Source organism: Bradyrhizobium sp. RDM12, assembly GCF_051917485.1.
In the GTDB taxonomy this organism is placed as follows: Bacteria; Pseudomonadota; Alphaproteobacteria; order Rhizobiales; family Xanthobacteraceae; genus Bradyrhizobium.
This window is the reverse complement of the sequence record NZ_CM133064.1, coordinates 4,980,593-5,003,500: the sequence shown is the minus strand read 5'-3', so window position 1 is coordinate 5,003,500 and position 22,908 is coordinate 4,980,593. Positions and strand designations below refer to the sequence as shown.

The window sequence follows — 22,908 nt, the reverse complement described above, 5'->3', positions numbered from 1 at the left end:
GCGCGAAGCCGGGCGCTTCGTATAGATCGAGCTCAATTTGTTGCTGCCTGTCATTCGATTCTGTTGGGGATTTCAGATGCGCACTCTCACCATCATCGTTTCGCTGATGTGCGTGGCGCTGTCGGTCAGCGCCGCCAAGGCCGACCGCCGCGTCGCTTTCGTCGTCGGCAACGGCGCCTACAAGAACGTCGCGCAATTGCCGAACCCGCCGATCGACGCCAAGGCGATGGCATCGACGCTGCGCAATGTCGGTTTCGAAGTGATCGAGGGATCCAACCTCACCCGCGACCAGATGACGGAGAAGCTGCTCGACTTCGGCCGCAAGGCACAGGGCTCCGATGTCGCAGTGTTCTATTATGCCGGTCACGGCATCGCCGTCGGCGGCAGCAACTATCTCCTGCCCGTCGATGCCGACATCAAGTCGGAGATGGACGTCAAGTTGGGGGCTGCTATCAACATAGACCTGACGCTCGACCAGACCATGGGCGATGCCAAGGTCAAGCTGGTGTTCCTCGACGCCTGCCGCGACAATCCGTTCGCCGCCAAGATCAAATCGAACTCGGCGACCCGCAGCGTCAACGTGCAGAGCGGCCTCGCTGAAATGAAGTCCGGCGAAGGCACGCTGATCGCGTTCGCCACCGGCCCGGGCCAGACCGCGCTCGATGGCCAGGAGGGCAACAACAGCCCGTTCACCCGCGCGCTGATCGACAACATCACCAAGCCCGGCGTCGAGATCCAGCAGGCGATGACCTCGGTGCGCGCCCAGGTCAATGAAGAGACCCACAAGGGCCAGCTGCCCTGGGGCCACACCAATTTGATCGGCGCCGTCTATCTCAACCCGGCGCAGCAGACCCAGCAAGTCGCCAACGCCGCACCGACCGCCGCCTCGAGCAACACGCCGACGGCGACGGCCAGCAGCAGCTCCGATGGTGTCGAGCTCGAGTACTGGCGCTCGGTAAAAGAAACCAACAAGCCGGAAGAGCTCAACGCCTACCTCTCGACCTATCCGAACGGCCAGTTCAAGGCGCTGGCGCTGGCGCGGCTCGCGGCGATCCAGAACGGTCCGTCCTCCACAACCCGCAACCTGAATGCCGGGGTCGATCCCGCGACCTTCACAGATGACGCCAGCCAGCTCACCGAGGACCAGATCGGCCTCGACAAGGGCCAGCGCCGCGACGTGCAGCGCCGCCTCAACGGCCTCGGCTTCGACACCAAGGTGACCGGCGCATTCAACGACGAGACCCGCACGGTGCTCAAGCGCTGGCAGGCCGCCCGCGGCTATCCGTCGACGGGCTTCCTCAACAAGCTCCAGCACAAGGCGCTGCTCGCGGAGATCGTCGCCTCGACGACGACCGCAAGCGACAACAGCCCGAAGCCGGCCCGGCGCGCTGCGCCCGCCCAGAGCGCTCCCGCACCCCGCCAGGGCGGTGGCGGCGATGCCGGCGCGGCCTTCATGGGCGGTGTGGTCGGCGGCATGGTGGGCGGCATGTTCCGCCGCTGAGGCGAACCTGATCGCAGACACGAAGGCCCGGTTCGCGCCGGGCTTTTTCGTCGGACGTCCTCGCAGGGAGGAAGCTACTTCCCCGCAGCCTTGCGCAGCGCCTCGTTGATGCGGTCCTGCCAGCCGGGGCCGCCCGCCTGGAAGAACTCCAGCACGTCCTGATCAATGCGCAGGCTGACCTGCTCCTTGATCCCCGGCGCCACGTTCTGCTTCCGCGCCGCCGCGGCGACCTTCGCCGTCACCTTCTTGAACGCCGCCTCGGCCTCCGACCGCGCATCGCCAAGCGTGCGCGGCCGCCTCGGTGGTTGATCCGCCATCTCTCAGATCCTTCAAACAGAGCCGTCGAAAGATACCGCTCGGAGAAGGACGGCACTATAGCCAGGATGGTTTTTCCCGCAGCTCCCGGCCGCTTGCCGATCTCAAGCGCTGCAGCGATCGCGGCGCCCGAGGAGATGCCGCCCGCAATGCCCTCATGCCGGGCCAGCGCCCGCGAGGTCTCAATCGCCACGGTCGAGTTGATCTTCACGATCTCGTCGATCACGGAGCTGTCGAGAATGTCGGGCACGAAGCCCGCGCCGATGCCCTGGATCTTGTGCGGCGTATGCTGGCCGCCTGACAGCACCGGACTCTCCTCGGGCTCGACCGCAACCACGCGCAACGACGCTTTGCGCGGCTTCAGGACCTGACCGACACCGGTGATGGTGCCGCCGGTGCCGACGCCGGCGACGAAGAAATCGAGGTTGCCGGCGGTGTCGTTCCAGATCTCCTCCGCGGTGGTGCGGCGATGCACCTCGGGATTGGCGAGGTTCTTGAACTGCTGCGGCATGACCGAGTTCGGCGTCGTCTTCAGAAGTTCTTCGGCCGCCGCGATCGCGCCTTTCATGCCTTGTGCGGCCGGCGTCAGCACCAGCTCGGCACCGAGGAAGGCGAGCATCTTGCGCCGCTCGATCGACATCGATTCCGGCATCACCAGCTTCAACCGGTAACCGCGTGATGCAGCGACAAAGGCGAGCGCGATGCCGGTATTGCCGGAAGTCGGCTCGATCAGCACCGTGTCGGGCTTGATGATGCCCGCCTTTTCCATGGCGATGATCATGGCCGCGCCGATGCGGTCCTTCACGCTCGCAGCCGGACTGAAATATTCAAGCTTTGCCAGAATGGTCGCGTTGACGCCGTGCAACCCCGGCAGCCGACGCAGGCGCACGATCGGCGTGTCGCCAAAAGCCTCGACGATCGAAGAGTAGATCCGGCCGCGGCCGGGTTGGTGCGCTGCACCCGCATTGGACGATGCGTCCATGATGAACTCCCTGTGGCAACGATTGTGCTTCATCGCAGCTTTTGCAAAGTTAGAAACGGCCTGCGACGACACGCAAGCGACAATGCTGCACGCGTTAAATACGCTGCATTGCAAAATCGCGTGAGCTTTAATTATCAGAAAAGCAACGCATTTGTGTTGCGACCTCGTCAACTGATTCTGCTTATGTTAGAATTAGGTCTGGAAGCAGAGAGGTCACCACGATGTCAGCAGTCGCTGAAGTGTTGTCGACCATAGCGCCAAGGCGCGATCCGCGTTGCAGCGAGTTGCCCACTTGTCCCGTCTGCGCCGACTCCATGGTCGCCGCAGAGGCTTCGGCCTATATCTCGGACCACGTGATCAGCTATCTCTGGACCTGCGACACCTGCGGCTACGGCTTCGTCACCAAGCATGCTGTCAAACAGCGGCTCGTGTGCAATTGATCTAGCGCGGGGCGATGTCGCCCCTCGCCCAGTCCTCGCGCGTACGCCGATAGAACTCCTCAAATGTTCCATGTGCGATCGCGTCCCTGATGCCCTGCATCACGGACTGGTAGTAAGCGATATTGATTTCGGACAGCAGCATCGCCCCCAGCGTCTCGCCGGCCTTGACGAGATGGTGCAGATAGGCGCGCGCGCAATTGCGCGCCGAGGGCCATGAGCTCTCTTCGTCGAGCGGACGCGGATCGTCGGCGTGACGCGCGTTGCGCAGATTGACCTGGCCGAAGCGCGTGAAGGCCACGCCGTGGCGACCATTGCGCGTCGGCATCACGCAATCGAACATGTCGACGCCGCGCTTCACCGCCTCGAGAATGTCATCGGGCGTGCCGACGCCCATGAGATAACGCGGCCGGTCGCTCGGCAGCGCCGGCGCAGTCTCGTCGATCATCGCCAGCATCACCTCCTGCGGTTCGCCGACGGCAAGGCCGCCGATCGCATAGCCGTGGAAGCCGATCTCGACGAGGCCCTGCGCGCTGGCATGGCGCAGTTGAGGGATGTCGCCGCCCTGGACGATACCGAACAGCATGTAGCCGTCGGGTGCACTCTCGAAGGCCCGCTTGCTTCGCTCGGCCCAGCGCAGCGACAGAAGCATCGCGCGCTCGATATCGGCGCGCTCCGCCGGCAGGCGCACGCATTCATCCATCTGCATCGCGATGTCGGAGCCGAGCAGGCGCTGCACTTCGATCGAGCGCTCCGGCGACAGCTCGATCTTGGCCCCGTCGATATGCGAGCGGAAGGTGACGGCGTGCTCGCTGATCTTGCGTAGGTCCGACAGCGACATCACCTGGAAACCGCCGGAATCCGTGAGCATCGGCCCGTTCCAGCCGGTAAATCTCTGCAGGCCACCCAGCGCGTTGATGCGCTCCGCGCCCGGACGCAGCATCAGATGATAGGTGTTGCCGAGCACGATGTCGGCGCCGGCATCGCGTACCTCGCGCCAATGCATGCCCTTCATGGCGCCGGCCGTGCCGACCGGCATGAAGGCCGGGGTGCGCACCACGCCATGGGGCGTGGTCAGGCGGCCGGTGCGCGCCGAGCCATCGGTGGCGAGCAGTTCGAAATGATTGGGTAGACCAGTATCGGGGAGACTCATGGCGGTGCTTATTGCGTGTCGGGACATGCCGATCAACCCGCCCGACCGCGATGCCCCAGAGTGGAACACCACTGACGCGGACGTGATACCGGTCACGCTTGATAGACAAAACGATACAGTATAGTTTAATAGCGCGGGTTGGACGAGTTGCCGCGGCAAATTCCCTGCGGCCGCAAATGCGTGATCGTCAGCCCACCGACCGATGCCCCTTCCCAATTGTTCGACTGAGATGTCCAGCCTCCCCGTTGGCTGGACCAAGCGGACAGGCCCCCGCCTGAGCGGGTCGCTGGCACTCGCGTGCAGCCTGGCACTCGCCGCCTGCACCTCGCTGCCGCGCACACCGTATACGGCGGCCGATGCGAATGTTTCGCGACGGCCTGCGGCGCTACGCCGACGAGCCCATCACGAAATTCAGCTTCGAGCAGGACAAGGCGACCGGAAGCAGAACCTATCTTGCGCTGTCGGGCGGCGGTGCCGATGGAGCCTATGGCGTCGGCGTACTGAACGGCTGGACCGCAGCGCGTAACCGCCCGACATTCTCTGTCGTCTCGGGCGTGAGCACCGGCGGCCTCATCGCGCCCTTTGCCTTCCTCGGACCGCAATATGACGACACGCTTCGAGAGCTCTATACCAGCGGCATCGCCGAAAGCCTGCTGAACGATCCCAGCATCATGCGCGTGCTGTTCGGCTCCGGCCTGTTCGGCAATACACGGCTGCGCGAGCTGGTCGCGCGCTATGTCGGGCCGGAAATCATGGCACAGGTCGCCCGCGAGAACGCCAGGGGACGACGGCTGCTGGTGGTCACCACCGATCTCGATACCCAGCGCACCGCGATCTGGGACATGGGCAAGATCGCCGCGGTCGGCACGCCCGAGGCGCTCAAGCTGTTCCGCGACGTGATGGCGGCGTCCGCGAGCATCCCCCTGGTGTTTCCGCCGATCCTGATCGAGGCCGAAGGCGAGGGCCGCAAATTTCAGGAGATGCACGTCGATGGCGGCGTCACGGCGCCGGTGCTGACCTTGCCGGAGGCCCTCCTGTTCCAGGGGCGCCTGCCTGATAAAGCGAAGATGGACATCTACATCCTCGTCAACAAGAAGATCGAGCGCAATTTCGAACTCGTCGCCAACAGCACGATCGATGTCGCCTCACGCAGCCTGTCCTCGATCACGCAATCCCAGACGCGCTCGATCATCTTCTCGACCTATGATTTCGCCCAGCGCAACCACCTCGGCTTCCATCTCTCCTATATCGACCGCGATTATCCGGCGCCCCCGTCCGAAGGCTTCGACACCGGCTATATGCGGGCGCTCTACCAATACGGATACGAGAAAGCGGCGGGCGGGCAGGCCTGGACCTCGCGGATGCCGTGACGTCCGCGTCGCGGAACGGCGTTCGCAGCGAGACTGTCGACGCTACGGCCAATTCGGCCAGATTCGCGATGACGGCCCGGTCGCTGCGCGTTATAGAACAATGAGCACTGGCACGATCGCGCAGGAATCATTGGGCATATCATTGGGCATGGGATTGGCTGCGACCAGGACAAGAACGGCTGCACCACACCGCGAGGCCTCGAAATCGCGCGGCGGTCGGCCGACCAAGAGCGCTGCGATCGAGCGCGACCAGCGGCTGATCGAGGTTGCCACCCGCCTGTTCCTCGATCGCGGATTTGATGCGACCTCGCTCGACGCGGTGGCGGAAGCGGCTCGCGTCAGCAAGCCGACCGTCTATTCCCGTTACGGCGACAAGCGCGGGCTGTTCACCGCGGTGCTGAGGCGCGAAATCGCGCGCTGGCTTGCGCCGCTGTCGGCCGCGGCCGAGACGCAGCTCGGCAGCTCGTCCGATATTTCGGTCGAGCAGCGCCTGGTGGAGATCGGGCGCGAAATGCTCAATTTCACCTGCGGCCCCGACGCCATGGCGTTCAGCCGCATGATGACGTCACAGGCGATCAACTTCCCCGACGTCGCCAAGCTCGGCAAGGAAGAAGGCTGGCTGAAGGCCGTGGCGACGACCACGCGCTTCTTCGACCATCTGGTGGCGCAAGGCGCGCTCGATGTCGACGACACCACGATCGCGGCCGAAGTGTTTCTCGACGTCGTCGTCGGCCACACCCACCGCATGGCGACATTCGGCACGCCGATGGAGTTCAAGGCCGCAGAGAAGCGGATGCGCGCGGCGATCAAACTGTTTCTGGCCGGTGCGCTCGGACCTGCCGGCCGCGTGCAAAGCACGTCCAAAGACATGACCAAAGCGCCCCAACGGCGTCGCCGTTCCCGCTGACATTTCCGTGAAACTTGCGATGTGTCCCCTGGGGACGCGGGTCTCTTCGTTGACCGAAAAAAACGATACGGTATGGTTTTGTTTATCGAGCGTGACGGGCCACTTTTTTCACCAGCCCCAAAAGAGGACCGGAGCGCTTAGATCGCCACGACGGGTACAGCCCGTTGCGGCTATCAGCGGCCGGCCATTGCCCGTGGTCGGCCGCGACTTCTTTACGATTATCCGGCACACTTGCTGGCTCAAGGCTTGCCGCCCGAGGATCTGACCATGAGTGCGACGAGACGACGGGTGTACGGGTTACTGGCGATCGCGCTATCGGGGCTGCTCGTCGCAGCGCCCGCCAGCGCAGTCGTCTCGGTGGGCAGCACACCCACCGCCCTCCACGACGAGACAGATGGGGACGCCGCAGCGGACCGCCAGGCCGTCAGCCGCGAGATCGAACGCTTCCGCGGCTCGTCGATCTCGATCAGCCAGGCCATGGCGATCGCGGAAGCCCGTCATGCCGGGGCCACGACCGCGGATGTCAGCTTCGACGGCGGCTCGGGCGTACCGGTGTACCGGGTCAAGACCCTGCTCAACGACCGGATCTGGCGGCACACCGTCAACGCCGCGACCGGCGAGCTCGTGGGCGGCGAAGCCGCCCTGCCCCTGGCCGAGCTGGACCACGAGGATCGCAGCAATCTCGCGGCGCTCGGCACCATCAGGCACCGCCTGGCGGATGCGGTGCGCGTCGCCGAGCAGGCGGCGTCCGGCAAGGCTATCAGTGGCGGGCTGGTCCGCGACCGCGGCCGGCTGAATTTCGCGATCGTCGTCATCAGCGGTGACGACCTCAAGGAGGTCATCCTCGAGCCGCCGGGCGTCCGGGGCAAATAGCGCAGGCCACAATCCCGCCCAGACGCCATTGACGGACGCAAGACTCTCCCGCATAAGTCGCCGCCATGTTCACGACCACCAAACGCGCGACCAAAACCACCACGGCCTTCGGGGCCCGGGGAGGCGTGCGCGCGTAGTCGTCGACTAAAACGCATCTGCTCCACCGAAGCCCCGCCCATGATGGTCCGGGGCTTTTTTGTTGTCTAAATCGATCTCAATGGAGGACACAGTGAGTAACGATCCCGTCGTCGCGATTGTCGGCGTCACCGGTGCGGTGGGCGCCGAATTCATCGCCACCATGGACAAGCGCGGCTTTCGCGTCGGCAAGCTCAAGGCGCTCGCCAGCGCCCGCTCGGCCGGCAAGACGGTGTCGTTCCGCGGCAAGGATGTCGTCATCGAGGAGCTGACCGAGCGCGCCTTCGATGGCGTCGACATCGCGCTGTTCTCCGCGGGCAGCGGCATCTCCAGGACGTTCGCGCCCATCGCGGTCAAGGCCGGCGCCGTCGTCGTCGACAACTCCTCCGCCTTCCGGATGGACCCGAACGTGCCGCTGGTGATCCCCGAGGTCAACGGTAACCGCATCCGCGACCACAAGGGCATCATCGCCAACCCGAACTGCGCGGCGATCACCGCACTGGTACCGCTCTGGCCGATCCATCAGAACAACCGTATCAAGCGCGTGATCATCTCGACCTATCAGGCAGCCTCCGGCGCCGGCGCTGCCGCGATGGACGAACTCGTCGAGTCCACCCGCGCCAATCTCAACGGGCAGGTCTATACGCCCAGGGTGATGCCGCACCCCTACGCCTTCAACCTGTTCAATCACAACACCGCCGTCGACCCCGAGACCGGCTACAACGACGAAGAAACCAAGGTCATCAAGGAAACCCGCAAGATTTTTGAGGACGAGAAGATCGCCATTGGCGTGACATGCGTCCGCGTGCCCGTGTTGCGCGCCCATTGCGAGGCCATCACCTTCGAATGCGAGAAGCCGATCACCGAGGACCAGGTTCGCGCCATCATGGCGCAGGCCCCGGGCGTGAAGGTCGTCGACGATCGCGTGAAGAACTACTTTCCGATGCCGATCGACGCCTCGGGCCAGGACGAGGTCCTGGTCGGCCGCATCCGCAAGGATCTCAGCGATCCCTCAGGGCATTCGATCTCGATGTTCGTGGCGGCGGATCAGCTGCTCAAGGGCGCCGCGCTGAATGCCGTGCAGATCGCAGAGCTGTTGCCGCAGCGGGTGATGGCGTAACCGGAATCGTAGGGTGGGCAAAGGCGCGCAAGCGCCGTGCCCACCACTCTTACCGCGCATTCAAGAAAGATGGTGGGCACGCTTCGCTTTGCCCACCCTACTACATCGCCGGTGTTAGTCGCACGCCCGAAACAACAAGCACGCATCCCCATACGAATAGAACCGGTAGCCGCCCGCGATCGCGTGCGCATAGGCCTGCTTCATCGTATCCAGGCCGGCGAAAGCCGACACCAGCATGAAGAGCGTCGACTTCGGCAGGTGGAAGTTGGTCATCAGCACATCGACCGCGCGGAAGCGATAGCCGGGGGTGATGAAGATCGAGGTCTCGGCCGCAAACGGCTGGATGGTGCCATCCTCGGTGGCTGCGCTTTCAAGCAGCCGCAATGACGTGGTGCCAACCGCGATGATGCGGCCGCCGCTTTTTCGCGCGGTGTTGAGCCGCTCCGCCGTTTCCGCGGAGATCGCGCCCCACTCCGCGTGCATCTTGTGGCCGTCGGTGTCGTCGACCTTGACCGGCAGGAAGGTCCCTGCCCCCACATGCAGCGTAACGCGGTTGATGCCGACGCCGCGCGCACCGAGCGCCCGCTCCAGCGCCGGCGTGAAATGCAGGCCCGCGGTGGGCGCGGCGACCGCGCCTTCGTTGGCCGCGAACATGGTCTGGTAGTCGGCGAGGTCCTGATCGTCAGGCGTACGTTTCGAAGCGATGTAGGGCGGCAGCGGCGGGCTGCCGAGATCGGCGATGGCCTGATCGAGCACCGGCCCGTGGAACGAGAATGACAGCGTCACTTCGCCTTCCGTTCCTTGGCCTCGACCTCGGCATCGAGATGGCCGAGCAGGCAGACCTTGCCTTCGTTGCCGAAGCGGATGCGGTCGCCGACCGTGAGCTTCTTCGCAGGCTTCACCAGCGCCTGCCAGCGCGAGCCGTCGAGGCGCTTGATCAACGTCGCCTCGATCTTCGGCTCGGTGTCGCGGCCGATGCGGCGGCCCCTCAATTGTGCCGAGATCACCTTGGTATCGTTGACGACGAGCTGGTCGCCCCGCTTCAGCCATTGCGGCAGGTCGGAGATGGTGTGGTCGCGCAGTGCGCCGTTCGCCACGACGAGCATCCTGGCGGAGTCGCGCGGGCTCGCCGGGCGCAACGCGATGCGCTCGGGCGGCAGGTCGAAGTCGAACAAGTCGGTGCGCATTTCCAGAACCTGTCATCGCCCGCGAAGGCGGGCGATCCAGTACTCACGATCTTTGTCGTAACCCGAGCCGGCGGTTACTGGATGCCCCGCCTTCGCGGAGCATGACAGCGGCAACCGTTACTCCGCGTCAGCCGCCATCCGCGCCTTGACGATCTTGTCGGGGTTCTGCACCGGCTCGCCGCGCTTGATCTTGTCGACGTTCTCCATGCCCTCGGTGACCTTGCCCCACACCGTGTACTGGTTGTCGAGGAAGCGGGCGTCGTCGAAAACGATGAAGAACTGGCTGTCGGCGGAATCGGGGCTCGCCGCACGGGCCATCGAGGTCACGCCGCGCACATGCGGCTCCTTGTTGAACTCGGCCTTCAGCTTCTGGCCCGAGCCGCCGGTGCCGGTGCCATGGGGGCAGCCGGTCTGCGCCATGAAGCCGTCGATCACGCGATGGAACACGATGCCGTCGTAGAAGCCTTCGCGGACCAGCTCCTTGATGCGCGCGACATGGCCGGGCGCCAGATCGGGCCGCATCTCGATGGTGACGGGTCCCTGCGTGGTCTCGAGGATCAATGTGTTTTCGGTGGCGCTCATGCTCGTCTCTCTTGCGTTGGGGGTGAAGCCTTGTCAGGTGAAGATTTGCGGTTACGGAACTGGATCGCGAATGGACGCCCGGCGGCGGCGCCGGCCATTGCATCGGTAAATGGCATCGGCGTGCAACGTTGCAACGCCTCCATCACCGCGATCCGGTATTGCAGCCGGTCACTGTCGAAGGCCTCCGCGGATTCATAGGTAATCCTCGGATGGCCCAGAATGTTTCCGGCCCGGTTAAAGCTCACGACGACGGTGATGTCGATAGGGCGAGCCTTGCTGGGCGGTGGTGGCTTCCAGCAGGTCCGCAGGTGCTGGAAGATGTCCTGGATGGTGTTGACCGGTGCGTCCTCTGCGACCGCACTGGAGATGCCGAACAGCAGCGCTGCGGCAGCTACGATGAGCTTTTCGCCGCCGCGCCCCATCGCCTCTCCTATTTGATGTCGGAGGCGACCTGCACCTTCACCATCTTGTCGGGATCGGTGACGGTGCCGCTCGGCGAGCCGGCCGGCGCCTTCTTCAGCTTGTCGACCACATCCATGCCCTGCACGACCTCGCCGACCACGGTGTACTGGTTATCGAGGCTGCCGCCGTCGGCGAACATGATAAAAAACTGCGAATTGGCGGTATCGACGCTGTCGCCGCGCCGGGCCATGCCGACGATGCCGCGGGCGAAATGAACCTTGGAGAATTCCTGTTTCAGGTTCGGATATTTCGAGCCGCCGGTGCCGTTGCCGTTCTGGCCATCGCCGGTCTGGGCCATGAAGCCATCCATCACGCGGTGAAACGGCACGTTGTTGTAGAAGCCCTCGCGCGCGAGCTGCTTGAGGCGCTCGGCGTGCTGCGGAGCAAGGTCGGTCCTGAGCTTGATGACGATGCGGCCCTTGGTGGTGTCGATGACGAGCGCATTGGCCTTGTCGAGATTGGCCGGCAGCTGCTGCGCTACCGCCGGGACTGCGCCCATCAGCGCGACGAACATCGTGGCAAGAATTGCGAGACGGCGGATCATGGAAACTCCGGATCAGGTGAGGTGAAAAAGCGCGCCGTTATCCGGCGAATTTTGCCTTGAGCTGGGATGCAACGAGCGGCGGTACGAAGGCCGAGATGTCTCCGCCCATGGCGGCGATCTGGCGCACCAATGTGCCGGTAATCGGGCGGACCACCGGGGAGGCCGGCAGGAAGACGGTTTGCACGTCGGGCGCCATGGTGCCGTTCATGCCGGCGAGCTGCATCTCGTAGTCGAGATCGGTGCCGTCGCGCAGCCCCCGAATCGTGATGGTCGCGCCAAATTTGCGCGCCGCGGTGACTGCGAGATCGTCGTAGGTCACGGCCTCAAGGGTGCAGCCGGCCTGGGCCGCGATCGGCCCGCAGACTTCGTGGAGCATCTTGAGCCGCTCCTCGGTCGAGAATAGCGGCTTCTTGCCGGGATGGACCCCGATCGCGACCACCAGGCGATCGCACAGCGGGGCACTGTTCCGGACTACGTCCAGATGGCCGTTGGTGATGGGATCGAAGGAACCCGGATAGAAGGCAATGCGCGGCATGGCACGTCCTACCGCGCTCCGCCCGGCCCGGCAAGCCGGACAGGTTCCTTGTCTGTTTCCTGCCGATTTTTCCGCCAGTCCCTGTCGGAAAGCCCCGGATTGTTTCGTCCTCGGGGTGTCCACGAAACACAACGGCGCACCAACGAAACCATTTCCGGCGTCGGCGAAGACGTCCGGAAACTGGTCATGGTTACTAATCCAGCCAACGAATGACGGGCCGCACACTGGGCGTAGCGGCCGCATCACAGGGGACCGTCACATGATCAAGGCTCTTTCAGCGATCGTTATTGCTGCGTGTATTGCTACAGCCCTCACCCTCCTGCCCGGTTTTGCTCCCAGCGTTGAAGCGAGCGTCCTGCAGCCGCTTGCCAAGAGCGATCGGCTCGACATCAAGACCATCGGCAGGGACTGCTCGCAGCAGGCCTGGCCGAATTTCGAGGCGTCCTGCCTGCGCCGCGCCGGCACCAAGGCTGACGTTCGCGTCGCTCGCCTGGTGACGGCAGATCGCACGCCGTAGGCGGACTGTCAGCTCGGCGTCATAAACCTCGCGATAAACACCATGGATATTTGCGGCGTCTCGTCGCAGACTGTGTGACGCTCGCGCCCCTCGGAATGGCCCGACGGGCGCGGTCCCATTGAGGGGTCGCATTTGTCCAGTACGCCCGCAGTCGCTTCCGGCCATCATCCTGACCCGCTGCCGATTGCCATGACCATGGGCGCCCTCGGGGTGGTCTACGGCGATATCGGCACCAGCCCCCTCTACGCCCTGAAGGAAGCCGCCAAGGCGGCCGCGCATGGCGGCACAGTGACTCCCGAGGCTGTCCTGGGCGTTGCCTCGCTGATCCTGTGGGCACTGCTGCTGATCATCTCGCTGAAATATGCACTGCTGATCCTGCGCGCGGATAACCGCGGCGAAGGCGGCATCGTCGCGCTGCTGGCGCTGCTGCATGCCCGTCACGCCCGGCCAGGCACCTGGCGCGCCCATCTCCTGGTGGTCGGCCTGGTTGGCGCGGCGCTCCTCTATGGCGATGGCGCGATCACGCCGGCGATCTCGGTGCTGTCAGCCATCGAGGGCCTCAAGGTCGACGCCCCGTCGCTCGCGCCGGCGGTCGTGCCCATCACCATCGTCATCCTGGTCGGCCTGTTCATGATGCAGAGGCAGGGCACCGGCTTCATCGGCCGCATCTTCGGACCGGTGATGCTGGCCTGGTTCTTCGTGCTGGCCGCGCTCGGCATCCACGGCATCGTCAAGGCGCCGGCGGTGCTGGCGGCGCTGAGCCCGCTCTACGCCTTCGACTTCCTGATCCACCAGGACTTCCATGTCTCCTTCGCGATCCTCGGCGCGGCCTTCCTCGCGGTGACCGGCGGTGAAGCCATGTATGCCGACATGGGGCATTTCGAGCGCCTGCCGATCCGGCTTGCATGGTTCGCGATCTGCCTGCCGGCGCTGGTGCTGAATTATTTCGGCCAGGCCGCGCTCCTGATCACCGATCCCGGCATGATCGAGAATCCATTCTTCCAGCTCTGCCCCGACGTGCTGCATTACGCGCTGGTCGCGTTCTCGGCCGTGGCGACCGTGATCGCCTCGCAGGCGATCATCTCCGGCGTGTTCTCGCTGACCCAGCAGTCGATCCAGCTCGGCTTCTTGCCGCGCATGCAGATCCGCCACACCACCAGCGCCGCCATCGGCCAGATCTACGTGCCGCTGGTGAACTGGCTGCTGGCCGCCGCAACTCTCGGCGCGGTGGTCAGCTTCGGCACATCGGACGCGCTGGCCGGCGCTTACGGTATCGCGGTCTCGCTGCTGATGGCCATCACCACGCTGCTTGCCGCCCTGGTCGCGATCCAGTGGGGTTATTCGCCCTGGATCGTGGTCCCGGTGAACGGCTTCTTCTTCGTGATCGACGTGATCTTCTTCGCCGCCAACTCGATCAAGCTGTTCGAGGGTGGCTGGTTTCCGCTGCTGCTCGCCGCCCTCGTTGCCTTCCTGATGCTGACCTGGCGCGCCGGCGTGAAGCTGGTCGAGGCGGCGCGCGGAAAGCTGCGCCAGCCCGAAGAGGACCTGATCGAGACTGCAGTCAACAAATGCCGCGCACGCCTGCCCGGCACCGCCGTATTCCTGGCATCAGCGCCGAACGGCGTGCCGCTGGCGCTGACGCAATTCGTCAAGCATAACCATGTGCTGCACGAACGCATCGTCCTCGTCACCGTGCAGATCGAGGAGTTGCCTCACATCGCAGACCAGGACCGCTGCGAGGTGATCGAGATCATTCCGGGCATCACCCGCGTGGTCCTGCATTACGGCTTCATGCAGAACCCGACGATCTACGAGGGCCTGACGCTCGCGTGCCGCCAGGGCAAGTTGCCCGGCATCGATCTTTCCGACATCACCTATTATGTCGGCCGCGAGACCATCATCCCGAGCGAGGACATCCCGGGCATGTGGGTCTGGCGCGAAGGCCTGTTCGCCTTCCTCCAGCGCAACGCCGAACGCTCCGCCGCGTTCTTCGGCGTGCCGACCAAGCAGGTCGTGGAGTTCGGCACGGAGCTGGAGATTTAGCGATGGTTGGTGACAAATAGCGAGTGGGTGAGCCCCTACTCGCTATTCGCCTGCTCCCCATTCGTTCCGTTGCCGCTCTCGGCCTCTTCCGTGATGTGCTCGACCGAGACGACGTGCTCGTCCTCAGCAGTGTCGAACACGATGACACCTTGCGTCGAGCGGCCGGCGATGCGGATGCCTTCGACCGGGCAGCGGATCAGCTGGCCCTTGTCGGTGACCAGCATGATTTGATCAGCATCCTCGACGGGGAAGGACGCGACGAGGTTGCCGTTGCGGTTGTTGACGCTCATGGCGACGATGCCTTTGCCGCCGCGGCCCGTGGTGCGGTACTCGTAGGACGAGGTCCGCTTGCCATAGCCGTTGACGGAGACGGTGAGCACGACCTGCTCGGCCGCCGACATCTCGGCATAGCGCTCCTGCGCAAGCTGGAAGCTGCCGGAGGTCTCCTCGGGCTCGGCGTCCACCGCAGCCTCGTCCGTCGCGGCTTCGCCGGCGACGGCGCGACGCATCTTCAGGTAGGCCGAGCGCTCGTCCGAGGTGGTCTCGACATGGCGCAGGATCGCCAGCGAAATCACCTTGTCGCCCTCGCCAAGCGCAATGCCGCGCACGCCCATCGAGGTGCGCCCGGTGAACACGCGCACATCGGTGACGGGGAAGCGGATGCACTGGCCGCCGGCGCCGGTCAACAGCACGTCGTCACGCTCGGTGCAGATCTGCACGTCGACGATCGCCTCGTTGTCGTCAAGCTTCATTGCGATGATGCCGGAGCGGCGGACATCGACGAAGTCGGACAGCTTGTTGCGCCGGACATTGCCGCCGGTGGTCGCGAACATCACGTCGAGGTTGCCCCAGGTCGATTCATCCTCGGGCAGCGGCATGATGGTGGTGATGCGTTCGCCCTGCTCCAGCGGCAGGATGTTGATCATCGCCTTGCCGCGGGCGTTCGGCGCGGCGATCGGGAGCCGCCAGACCTTCTCCTTGTAGACCTGGCCACGTGACGAGAAGAACAGCACCGGCGTATGCGTGGAGGCCACGAACAGGCGGCTGACGAAATCCTCGTCGCGGGTCTGCATGCCGGCGCGGCCCTTGCCGCCGCGGCGCTGGGCGCGATAGGCCGACAGCGGCACGCGCTTGACGTAGCCGGCGTGGGACACGGTCACGACCATGTCCTCGCGCTGAATCAGGTCCTCGTCCTCGACCTCGCCTTCCTGCTCCATGATCACGGTGCGGCGCGGCGTGGCGAACTCGGCCTTCACCTCGGCGAGCTCGGTCTTGATGATTCCCAGCACGCGCTCGCGCGAGCGCAGGATGTCGAGATAATCGGCGATCTCGCCGGCGAGCTTGTCCAGTTCCTCGCGGATTTCGTCGCGTCCGAGGGCGGTGAGGCGCTGTAGTCGCAGGTCGAGAATGGCCTTCGCCTGTTCCATCGACAGCCGGATCGTGCCGTTCTCGCTGATCCGGTGGCGCGGATCGTCGATCAGCGTCAGCATGTCCTCGACGTCCCGGGCCGACCAGTCGCGCGACATCAGGGTGTCGCGCGCGGTGGTCGGGTCGGGCGAGGTCCGGATGACGCGGATCATCTCGTCGATATTGGCAACCGCGATCGCCAGACCGACCAGGATATGGGCGCGATCGCGCGCCTTGGCGAGCAGGTACTTGGTGCGGCGCGTGACGACCCGCTCACGGAAGTCGACGAAGATGGCCAGCAGGTCCTTCAGATGCATGATCCGCGGACGGCCGCTGTCGAGCGCCACCATGTTGACGCCGAAGCTCGTCTGCAGCGGCGTGAATCTGTAAAGCTGATTGAGCACCACGTCGGGCACGGCGTCGCGCTTCAATTCGATGACCACGCGGTAGCCGTCGCGATCCGATTCATCGCGCAGGTCGCCGATCCCTTCGATCTTCTTTTCCTTGACCAGCTCGGCGATGCGCTCGACCATCGTCGCCTTGTTCACCTGGTAGGGAATCTCGGTGATGATGAGCGCCTCGCGCTCCTTGCGGATGGTCTCGATCGCGACCTTGCCGCGCATGACGATCGAGCCCCGGCCGAGGTGATAGGCGGCACGGATGCCCGCGCGTCCGAGAATGACGCCGCCGGTCGGAAAATCCGGTCCCGGCACGATGTTGATGAGCTCGTCGACGGTCAGCGCGGGGTTGTCGATCAACGCAACGCAGGCGTCGATGACCTCGCCGAGATTGTGCGGCGGGATGTTGGTCGCCATGCCAACCGCGATGCCGCCGGCGCCGTTGACGAGAAGGTTCGGGAACTTGGCCGGCAAGACCGACGGTTCGGTCTCGTTGTTGTCGTAGTTCGGCTGGAAGTCGACCGTATCCTTGTCGATATCGGCCAGCAGCGCCAGCGCCGCCTTGGTCAGCCGCGCTTCGGTGTAACGATAGGCTGCCGGGGGATCGCCATCGACCGAGCCGAAATTACCCTGGCCGTCGATCAGCGGCACGCGCATCGAGAAGTCCTGCGCCATGCGGACCATGGCGTCATAGATCGACTGGTCGCCGTGCGGGTGGTACTTACCGATGACGTCGCCGACCACGCGGGCGGACTTGACGTACTTCTTGTCGGGCGTGTGGCCCTGCTCATGCATCGAGTACAGGATGCGGCGATGAACCGGCTTCAAACCGTCGCGGGCATCAGGCAACGCACGCGCCACGATCACGCTCATGGCGTAGTCGAGGTACGACTTTTTCATCTCCTCGAAGATGGAGACGGGGCGAATATCCGAGCGCTCCGGCTCATCGCCGGGTTTCTTGTTGTCGTCGTCTGCCAAGGGAGAATCCGGTGAGTTTTTATCTGGGAATCATATAGCGCATCGAGGCCCTGATAACCACCCTTGCGAGCCCTTGGGAAGCGGTTTTTCCGTTTGTTTTTCCAGAGACTTACGCGCTTCTCGACACCGTCGTCGGCGGCGCTGGAACGAGCCGCCTGCAACCGCCCGCTATGCCCCGAAAAACACCTGGTGCATGATGCGCCCGGGCACCAGCGTGAACAGGCCAGCCACGACCAGCGCACCGGTGAACAGCAGGATCAGGATGCGACGGTGATCGGTCACGCGATGCGTGTGCGCCCGCCACACCGCGAGCGGTAACCAGCGCCGCGACGGCGGTGCAACGGGATCGCCGGGGCCGCATCAAACAGTGGCGCGAAGCTCATGTGACGCGTCCTCCGGCCTGGGAGCCGGACGCATCAGAACGGGATATCGTCGTCCATGTCGTTGCTGCGGCCACCACCGCCGCCGGCGGCGACGGCACGTCGCGGTGCGCTGCTGACCGGACCGGAGGAGCCGAAATCGCCGCCCGGCTCGTCGCCGAAGCTGCCGCCTCCTCCGCCACTGCGGCCGTCGAGCATCGTCAGCGTCGAGTTGAAGCCCTGCAGCACGACTTCCGTGGAGTACTTCTCGACGCCGGCCTGATCGGTCCATTTGCGGGTCTGGAGCGCGCCCTCGATGTAAACCTTGGCGCCCTTCTTCAGGTACTGCTCGGCGACCTTGCAGAGTCCTTCATTGAAGATCACGACGCGATGCCACTCGGTCTTTTCCTTGCGCTCGCCGCTGTTCTTGTCGCGCCAGGTCTCCGAGGTGGCGATGCTCAAATTCGCGATCGGCCGCCCGTCCTGGGTGCGGCGGATTTCCGGATCCTTGCCGAGATTTCCGACCAGAATGACCTTGTTGACGCTTCCCGCCATCGCCGCTCTCCACTCCAAATGCCACTCGATTTAAAAAGGCGCGCCCTCGCTGCCGCCTGTTGGGCCGACCCTATACGCTTGCGAGCGCCGATCAGCCCGCAGCGCCCTCGGTTATCCCCACATATAGCACCGGCCGAACATTTGTTCCAGATTTGTTCCACTCGAAATTGACGCGGCCGATGCTGTCTATGACTGGAGCGGCTTCCACATCGGCATCAACCGTGGTGGCGGCTCCAGCGCAAAATAATCCCTCGGATTTCATTGGGACATGGAAGGCCGGCCTCGCGCCGGCTTTTTGCTGTGAGTTCCCCGGAGGGAACTATACGTCAGTAACCATTACATTTTGCGTCTCTTGTGACTTTTGAGAGACACAACTTGCGGCTTCAGTGATGTAAGCACGACGCAAGTTGGACCACAGCGTCCGATGCTGCTTCCGACGCACGGAAGTCCAAAACAGAAACTGGGACTGGGATTTGTTGAAATGAAGAAGATCTTGTTGGCTTCGGCCTGTCTGCTCGCTCTCACCGGCGCCGCCTCGGCTGCCGATCTGGCGGCTCGCCCCTACACCAAGGCTCCGGTGGCCGTGGCTTCGGTCTACAACTGGACCGGCTTCTATCTCGGTGTCGTCGGTGGCGGCGCTTGGGAAGACTCGGGCAGCCCGCGGATGCAGGGCGGCTTCGTCGGCGGCACGGGCGGCTACAACTGGCAGACCGGCAACGTCGTGTTCGGCATCGAGGCCGATGGCGCCTGGGCTGACGTCAACGCCTCGGCGGCTGGTGCGGTTTTTGTTCCCGGCGTCGGTGCGATTCCGCCTCGGTGAGCTCGAAGACCGACGCGATGGGCACCGTGCGCGGCCGTATCGGCTGGGCCGTCAACAACGTCCTGTTCTACGGCACCGGTGGTTACGCCTGGATCGACAACAAGGTCACCGCCACCTTGGGCGCTCTCTCCGTCTCCGACAGCAAGTTCCACTCCGGCTGGACCGTCGGCGCCGGCGTCGAAGCGTTCTTCGCTCCGCAGTGGTCGGTCAAGGGCGAGTACCTCTATCGCAGCCTTGCCGGCGAGACCTACTTCGGTGTCGTGCCCACCGGCACGCTCAACTTCCACACCGTGCAGGTCGGCGTGAACTATCACTTCGGGGGCCCGGTGGTCGCGAAGTACTGATCTTCGCCACCGACGTCACATCGTCACGAAAGGCCGGCCTTGCGCCGGCCTTTTTGTTTTCGCAGAGCATTTTCTTGTTGTCGCGGAGCCTTCGGCCGAGCTCCTGCTGCCAGATGCCGCCAGCGCACCAACAATCCGTTGACGATTCGCAAAGCCCACTGGAAATCCATCTCCGTTCTTCCTACGTTCGCTGGCATACCCATCGGCGCCGATCCCGGTTCCGGGCGAAGCGCGCCCTCTACGTCGGCGCGATCGCGCACCTTGGGATTCCTTGAGGGCAACTCGGATGGATGAAGTGATCAAGGCGAAGCGCCAACAGCAGACCGCGGGCTCGAGTCTGCGCGCAATTACGATCCGTGGCGCGCGCGAGCACAACCTCAAGAACATCGACGTCGAGATTCCCCGCGACAAGCTTGTGGTGTTCACCGGCCTCTCAGGCTCCGGCAAATCCTCGCTCGCCTTCGACACGATCTACGCGGAAGGCCAGCGCCGCTATGTCGAGTCGCTCTCGGCCTATGCCCGCCAGTTCCTCGAGATGATGCAGAAGCCTGATGTCGACCAGATCGACGGGCTGTCGCCGGCGATCTCGATCGAGCAGAAGACAACCTCGAAGAACCCGCGCTCGACGGTCGGCACGGTGACCGAGATCTACGACTACATGCGCCTGCTCTGGGCCCGCGTCGGCGTGCCCTATTCGCCGGCCACCGGACTTCCGATCGAGAGCCAGACCGTCTCGCAGATGGTCGATCGCGTGCTGGCGCTGCCCGAGGGCACCCGCCTCTATCTGCTCGCGCCGGTCGTGCGCGGCCGCAAGGGCGAGTATCGCAAAGAGCTCGCCGAATGGCTCAAGAAGGGCTTTCAGCGCGTCAAGATCGACGGCACCTTCTACGAGCTTGCGGAAGCGCCGACGCTCGACAAGAAATTCCCGCATGACATCGACGTCGTCGTCGACCGCATCGTGGTGCGCGCCGACATCGGCCAGCGCCTCGCCGAAAGCTTTGAGACCGCGCTGAAGCTCGCGGAGGGCCTTGCCGTGGTCGAATACGCCGATGCACCGGCTGCTGCTGCGCCTGCCGAAGAGAAAGAGAAAAGAAGACCGCAAAGATCCACGACAAGAGCGGGCCCGAGCGCATCCTGTTCTCGGAAAAATTCGCCTGCCCCGTCTCCGGCTTCACCATTCCCGAGATCGAGCCGCGCCTGTTCTCGTTCAATAACCCTTATGGCGCGTGCCCGGCCTGCGGAGGCCTCGGCGTCGAGCAGCACGTCGACGAGGACCTCGTCATCCCCGACAAGGAGCTCGCGATCGGCAAGGGCGCGATCGCGCCCTGGGCCAAATCGTCGTCGCCCTACTACGTGCAGACGCTGACCGCGCTCGGCAAGCACTACAAGTTCACGCTGACCACCAAGTGGAAGGATCTGCCGAAGAAGACGCAGAACGCGATCCTGCATGGCTCCGGCGAGGATGAGATCAAGTTCTCCTACGAGGATGGCGTCCGCTCCTACGACACCAAGAAGCCGTTCGAAGGCGTCATCACCAACATCAACCGCCGCTACCGCGAAACGGAAAGCGAGTGGGCGCGCGAGGAGCTCGCGAAATATTTTCACGACGTGCCCTGCGGCGCCTGCAACGGTTTCCGGCTCAAGCCCGAGGCGCTCTGCGTCAAGATCGGCGGCAAGCATATCAGCGAGATATCCGAACTATCGGTGAAGGGCGCCGGCGCCTGGTTCGAAACCGTGCCGGAGGCGCTGAACGCGCAGCAGAACGAGATTGCCGGCCGCATCCTCAAGGAGATCCGCGAGCGCCTCACCTTCCTGCTCGACGTCGGCCTCAACTATCTCACCCTCTCCCGCTCCTCCGGCACGCTGTCCGGCGGCGAGAGCCAGCGCATCCGCCTGGCCTCGCAGATCGGCTCGGGCCTGACGGGCGTGCTCTACGTGCTGGACGAGCCCTCGATCGGCCTGCACCAGCGCGATAACGCCCGCCTGCTCGACACGCTCAAGCGGCTGCGCGACCTCGGCAACACCGTGATCGTGGTCGAGCATGACGAGGACGCGATTCTGCTCGCCGACCACGTCCTCGACATCGGCCCCGGCGCCGGCATGCATGGCGGCAACATCATCGCCGAAGGCACGCCCGCCGAGATCATGCGCAACCCGAAATCGCTCACCGGCAAATATCTCACCGGCGAGCTCGAGGTCGAGGTGCCGGAGCGGCGTCCGCCGAACCATCGCCGCACCATCAAGGTGGTGAACGCGCGCGGCAATAACCTCAAGAACGTCACGGCCGAAATTCCGCTCGGCCTGTTCACCGCCGTCACCGGCGTCTCCGGCGGCGGCAAGTCGACGCTGTTGATCGACACGCTCTACAAGGCCATTGCGCGCAAGCTGAACAATGCCAGCGACGGTGCCGCGCCGCATGATCGCATCGAGGGCCTCGAGCATATCGACAAGATTATCGACATCGACCAGTCGCCGATCGGCCGTACCCCGCGCTCGAACCCCGCGACCTATACCGGCGCCTTCACGCCGATCCGCGAGTGGTTCGCCGGGCTCCCGGAATCGAAAGCGCGCGGCTACGAGCCCGGCCGCTTCTCCTTCAACGTCAAGGGCGGTCGCTGCGAGGCGTGCCAGGGCGACGGCGTCATCAAGATCGAGATGCACTTCCTGCCCGACGTCTACGTCACCTGCGACGTCTGCAAGGGCAAGCGCTACAACCGCGAGACGCTGGAAGTCTTGTTCAAGGGCAAGAGCATCGCCGATGTGCTCGACATGACCGTCGAGGAAGCCGCCGAGTTCTTCAAGGCGGTGCCGCGCGTGCGCGAGACCTTCCAGACCCTGCACCGCGTCGGCCTCGACTACATCCATGTCGGCCAGCAGGCGACGACGCTCTCGGGCGGCGAAGCCCAGCGCGTGAAACTGGCGAAAGAGCTGTCAAAGCGCGCCACCGGCCGAACGCTCTACATTCTGGACGAGCCGACCACCGGCCTGCACTTCCACGACGTCAAGAAGCTGCTGGAGGTGCTGCACGAGCTGGTCGCGCAGGGCAACACGGTCGTCGTCATCGAGCACAATCTCGAAGTCATCAAGACCGCCGACTGGGTCATCGACCTCGGCCCGGAAGGCGGCGACGGCGGCGGCGAGATCGTCGCCTGGGGTCCGCCGGAGGACATCGCGAAAGCGCCGCGGAGCTATACGGGCAAGTTTTTGGCGCCGGTGCTGGAGAAGGCGCGGAAGCCGAAGCGGCGGAGGACGAGCGAGGCTGCGGAGTAATGCCTTCGGGGATCCAACCAGCGTGGAGCGATCTCTATGCCGGGTCGGAGTTATGCGCTCTTTCGGAACGCCATCCTCGCCGAACAGCAGGTGACCTGCGTCTATGAGGGGCGC

Annotated in this window: 16 protein-coding genes and 6 pseudogenes; 10 read left to right on the top strand and 12 right to left on the bottom strand. The window is 64.4% G+C overall.

Annotated features, from left to right (window positions below; genetic code table 11):
• Window positions 1-76: 76 nt before the first annotated feature.
• On the top strand, window positions 77-1,501 hold the full coding sequence (locus tag ACTGJ9_RS24475) for a caspase family protein (RefSeq protein WP_456673177.1): 1,425 nt from the start codon (window positions 77-79) through the stop codon (window positions 1,499-1,501).
• Between the two features lie 74 nt (window positions 1,502-1,575).
• Here ACTGJ9_RS24475 and ACTGJ9_RS24470 read toward each other — a convergent pair whose 3' ends face one another.
• Entirely contained in the window at window positions 1,576-1,818 is a 243-nt protein-coding gene (locus tag ACTGJ9_RS24470) for a BrnA antitoxin family protein (RefSeq protein ID WP_456673176.1), read from the bottom strand.
• A gap of 8 nt (window positions 1,819-1,826) precedes the next feature.
• A pseudogene (cysK, locus tag ACTGJ9_RS24465) lies at window positions 1,827-2,798 on the bottom strand (cysteine synthase A); the annotation flags it as partial.
• 221 nt (window positions 2,799-3,019) lie between these two features.
• Here cysK and ACTGJ9_RS24460 point away from each other — a divergent pair.
• On the top strand, window positions 3,020-3,238 hold the full coding sequence (locus ACTGJ9_RS24460; protein ID WP_456673175.1) for a hypothetical protein: 219 nt from the start codon (window positions 3,020-3,022) through the stop codon (window positions 3,236-3,238).
• A 1-nt stretch (window position 3,239) separates the two neighbouring features.
• On the opposite strand, the gene tgt is transcribed toward ACTGJ9_RS24460, so the two are convergent.
• A complete protein-coding gene (gene tgt / locus ACTGJ9_RS24455) occupies window positions 3,240-4,388 on the bottom strand; it encodes a tRNA guanosine(34) transglycosylase Tgt (protein WP_456673174.1) in 1,149 nt (382 codons plus the stop codon).
• Between the two features lie 229 nt (window positions 4,389-4,617).
• On the opposite strand from tgt, the pseudogene ACTGJ9_RS24450 reads away from it, so the two are divergent.
• The 4 genes and pseudogenes from ACTGJ9_RS24450 to ACTGJ9_RS24435 all read left to right on the top strand — a co-directional run bounded on the left by ACTGJ9_RS24450 (window position 4,618) and on the right by ACTGJ9_RS24435 (window position 8,793).
• Window positions 4,618-5,758 (top strand): annotated as a pseudogene (locus tag ACTGJ9_RS24450) (patatin-like phospholipase family protein).
• A gap of 148 nt (window positions 5,759-5,906) precedes the next feature.
• Entirely contained in the window at window positions 5,907-6,665 is a 759-nt protein-coding gene (locus ACTGJ9_RS24445) for a TetR/AcrR family transcriptional regulator (RefSeq protein ID WP_456678610.1), read from the top strand.
• A 267-nt stretch (window positions 6,666-6,932) separates the two neighbouring features.
• The gene (locus tag ACTGJ9_RS24440; RefSeq protein WP_456673173.1) at window positions 6,933-7,538 is read left to right on the top strand and encodes a PepSY domain-containing protein; all 606 of its coding nucleotides are present in this window, start codon (window positions 6,933-6,935) and stop codon (window positions 7,536-7,538) included.
• Window positions 7,539-7,755: 217 nt separating this feature from the next.
• On the top strand, window positions 7,756-8,793 hold the full coding sequence (locus tag ACTGJ9_RS24435; protein ID WP_456673172.1) for an aspartate-semialdehyde dehydrogenase: 1,038 nt from the start codon (window positions 7,756-7,758) through the stop codon (window positions 8,791-8,793).
• 114 nt (window positions 8,794-8,907) lie between these two features.
• Here the strand turns inward: ACTGJ9_RS24435 and queA are convergent.
• The 5 genes and pseudogenes from queA to coaD form a co-directional block, all read right to left on the bottom strand.
• Window positions 8,908-9,980 (bottom strand): annotated as a pseudogene (gene queA, locus ACTGJ9_RS24430) (tRNA preQ1(34) S-adenosylmethionine ribosyltransferase-isomerase QueA).
• Window positions 9,981-10,097: 117 nt separating this feature from the next.
• Complete coding sequence (locus ACTGJ9_RS24425; protein WP_045007486.1) at window positions 10,098-10,562, bottom strand: peptidylprolyl isomerase; 465 nt, start codon at window positions 10,560-10,562, stop codon at window positions 10,098-10,100.
• A complete protein-coding gene (locus tag ACTGJ9_RS24420; RefSeq protein WP_456673171.1) occupies window positions 10,559-10,984 on the bottom strand; it encodes a hypothetical protein in 426 nt (141 codons plus the stop codon). Before ACTGJ9_RS24420 ends, ACTGJ9_RS24425 begins: the two co-directional genes overlap by 4 nt.
• An 8-nt stretch (window positions 10,985-10,992) precedes the next feature.
• Complete coding sequence (locus tag ACTGJ9_RS24415; RefSeq protein ID WP_456673170.1) at window positions 10,993-11,568, bottom strand: peptidylprolyl isomerase; 576 nt, start codon at window positions 11,566-11,568, stop codon at window positions 10,993-10,995.
• Window positions 11,569-11,605: 37 nt separating this feature from the next.
• The gene (gene coaD / locus ACTGJ9_RS24410; protein WP_456673169.1) at window positions 11,606-12,103 is read right to left on the bottom strand and encodes a pantetheine-phosphate adenylyltransferase; all 498 of its coding nucleotides are present in this window, start codon (window positions 12,101-12,103) and stop codon (window positions 11,606-11,608) included.
• A gap of 259 nt (window positions 12,104-12,362) precedes the next feature.
• Here coaD and ACTGJ9_RS24405 point away from each other — a divergent pair, with 259 nt between their 5' ends.
• Together ACTGJ9_RS24405 and ACTGJ9_RS24400 are read left to right on the top strand one after the other, a co-directional pair.
• Window positions 12,363-12,620, top strand: a complete 258-nt coding sequence (locus ACTGJ9_RS24405; RefSeq protein WP_456673168.1) for a hypothetical protein — start codon at window positions 12,363-12,365, stop codon at window positions 12,618-12,620.
• 189 nt (window positions 12,621-12,809) lie between these two features.
• Window positions 12,810-14,663 carry a potassium transporter Kup gene (locus ACTGJ9_RS24400; protein WP_456678609.1) on the top strand — a complete coding sequence of 618 codons (1,854 nt, stop codon included), beginning with the start codon at window positions 12,810-12,812 and terminating at the stop codon, window positions 14,661-14,663.
• A 35-nt stretch (window positions 14,664-14,698) separates the two neighbouring features.
• Here the strand turns inward: ACTGJ9_RS24400 and gyrA are convergent, their stop codons facing one another.
• The 3 genes and pseudogenes from gyrA to ACTGJ9_RS24385 all read right to left on the bottom strand — a co-directional run bounded on the left by gyrA (window position 14,699) and on the right by ACTGJ9_RS24385 (window position 18,360).
• Entirely contained in the window at window positions 14,699-17,446 is a 2,748-nt protein-coding gene (gyrA, locus tag ACTGJ9_RS24395; RefSeq protein ID WP_456673167.1) for a DNA gyrase subunit A, read from the bottom strand.
• A 168-nt stretch (window positions 17,447-17,614) separates the two neighbouring features.
• Window positions 17,615-17,764, bottom strand: a pseudogene (locus ACTGJ9_RS24390) (DUF2306 domain-containing protein); the annotation flags it as partial.
• Between the two features lie 98 nt (window positions 17,765-17,862).
• Window positions 17,863-18,360 carry a single-stranded DNA-binding protein gene (locus ACTGJ9_RS24385; RefSeq protein WP_456673166.1) on the bottom strand — a complete coding sequence of 166 codons (498 nt, stop codon included), beginning with the start codon at window positions 18,358-18,360 and terminating at the stop codon, window positions 17,863-17,865.
• Window positions 18,361-18,841: 481 nt separating this feature from the next.
• On the opposite strand from ACTGJ9_RS24385, the pseudogene ACTGJ9_RS24380 reads away from it, so the two are divergent.
• Window positions 18,842-19,524, top strand: a pseudogene (locus ACTGJ9_RS24380) (outer membrane protein).
• A gap of 23 nt (window positions 19,525-19,547) precedes the next feature.
• Here the strand turns inward: ACTGJ9_RS24380 and ACTGJ9_RS24375 are convergent.
• Window positions 19,548-19,694 (bottom strand): hypothetical protein, encoded by a 147-nt coding sequence (locus ACTGJ9_RS24375; RefSeq protein ID WP_456673165.1) that lies wholly within the window; start codon window positions 19,692-19,694, stop codon window positions 19,548-19,550.
• A gap of 116 nt (window positions 19,695-19,810) precedes the next feature.
• On the opposite strand from ACTGJ9_RS24375, the pseudogene uvrA reads away from it, so the two are divergent.
• Window positions 19,811-22,794, top strand: a pseudogene (uvrA, locus tag ACTGJ9_RS24370) (excinuclease ABC subunit UvrA).
• Window positions 22,795-22,908: the final 114 nt, after the last annotated feature.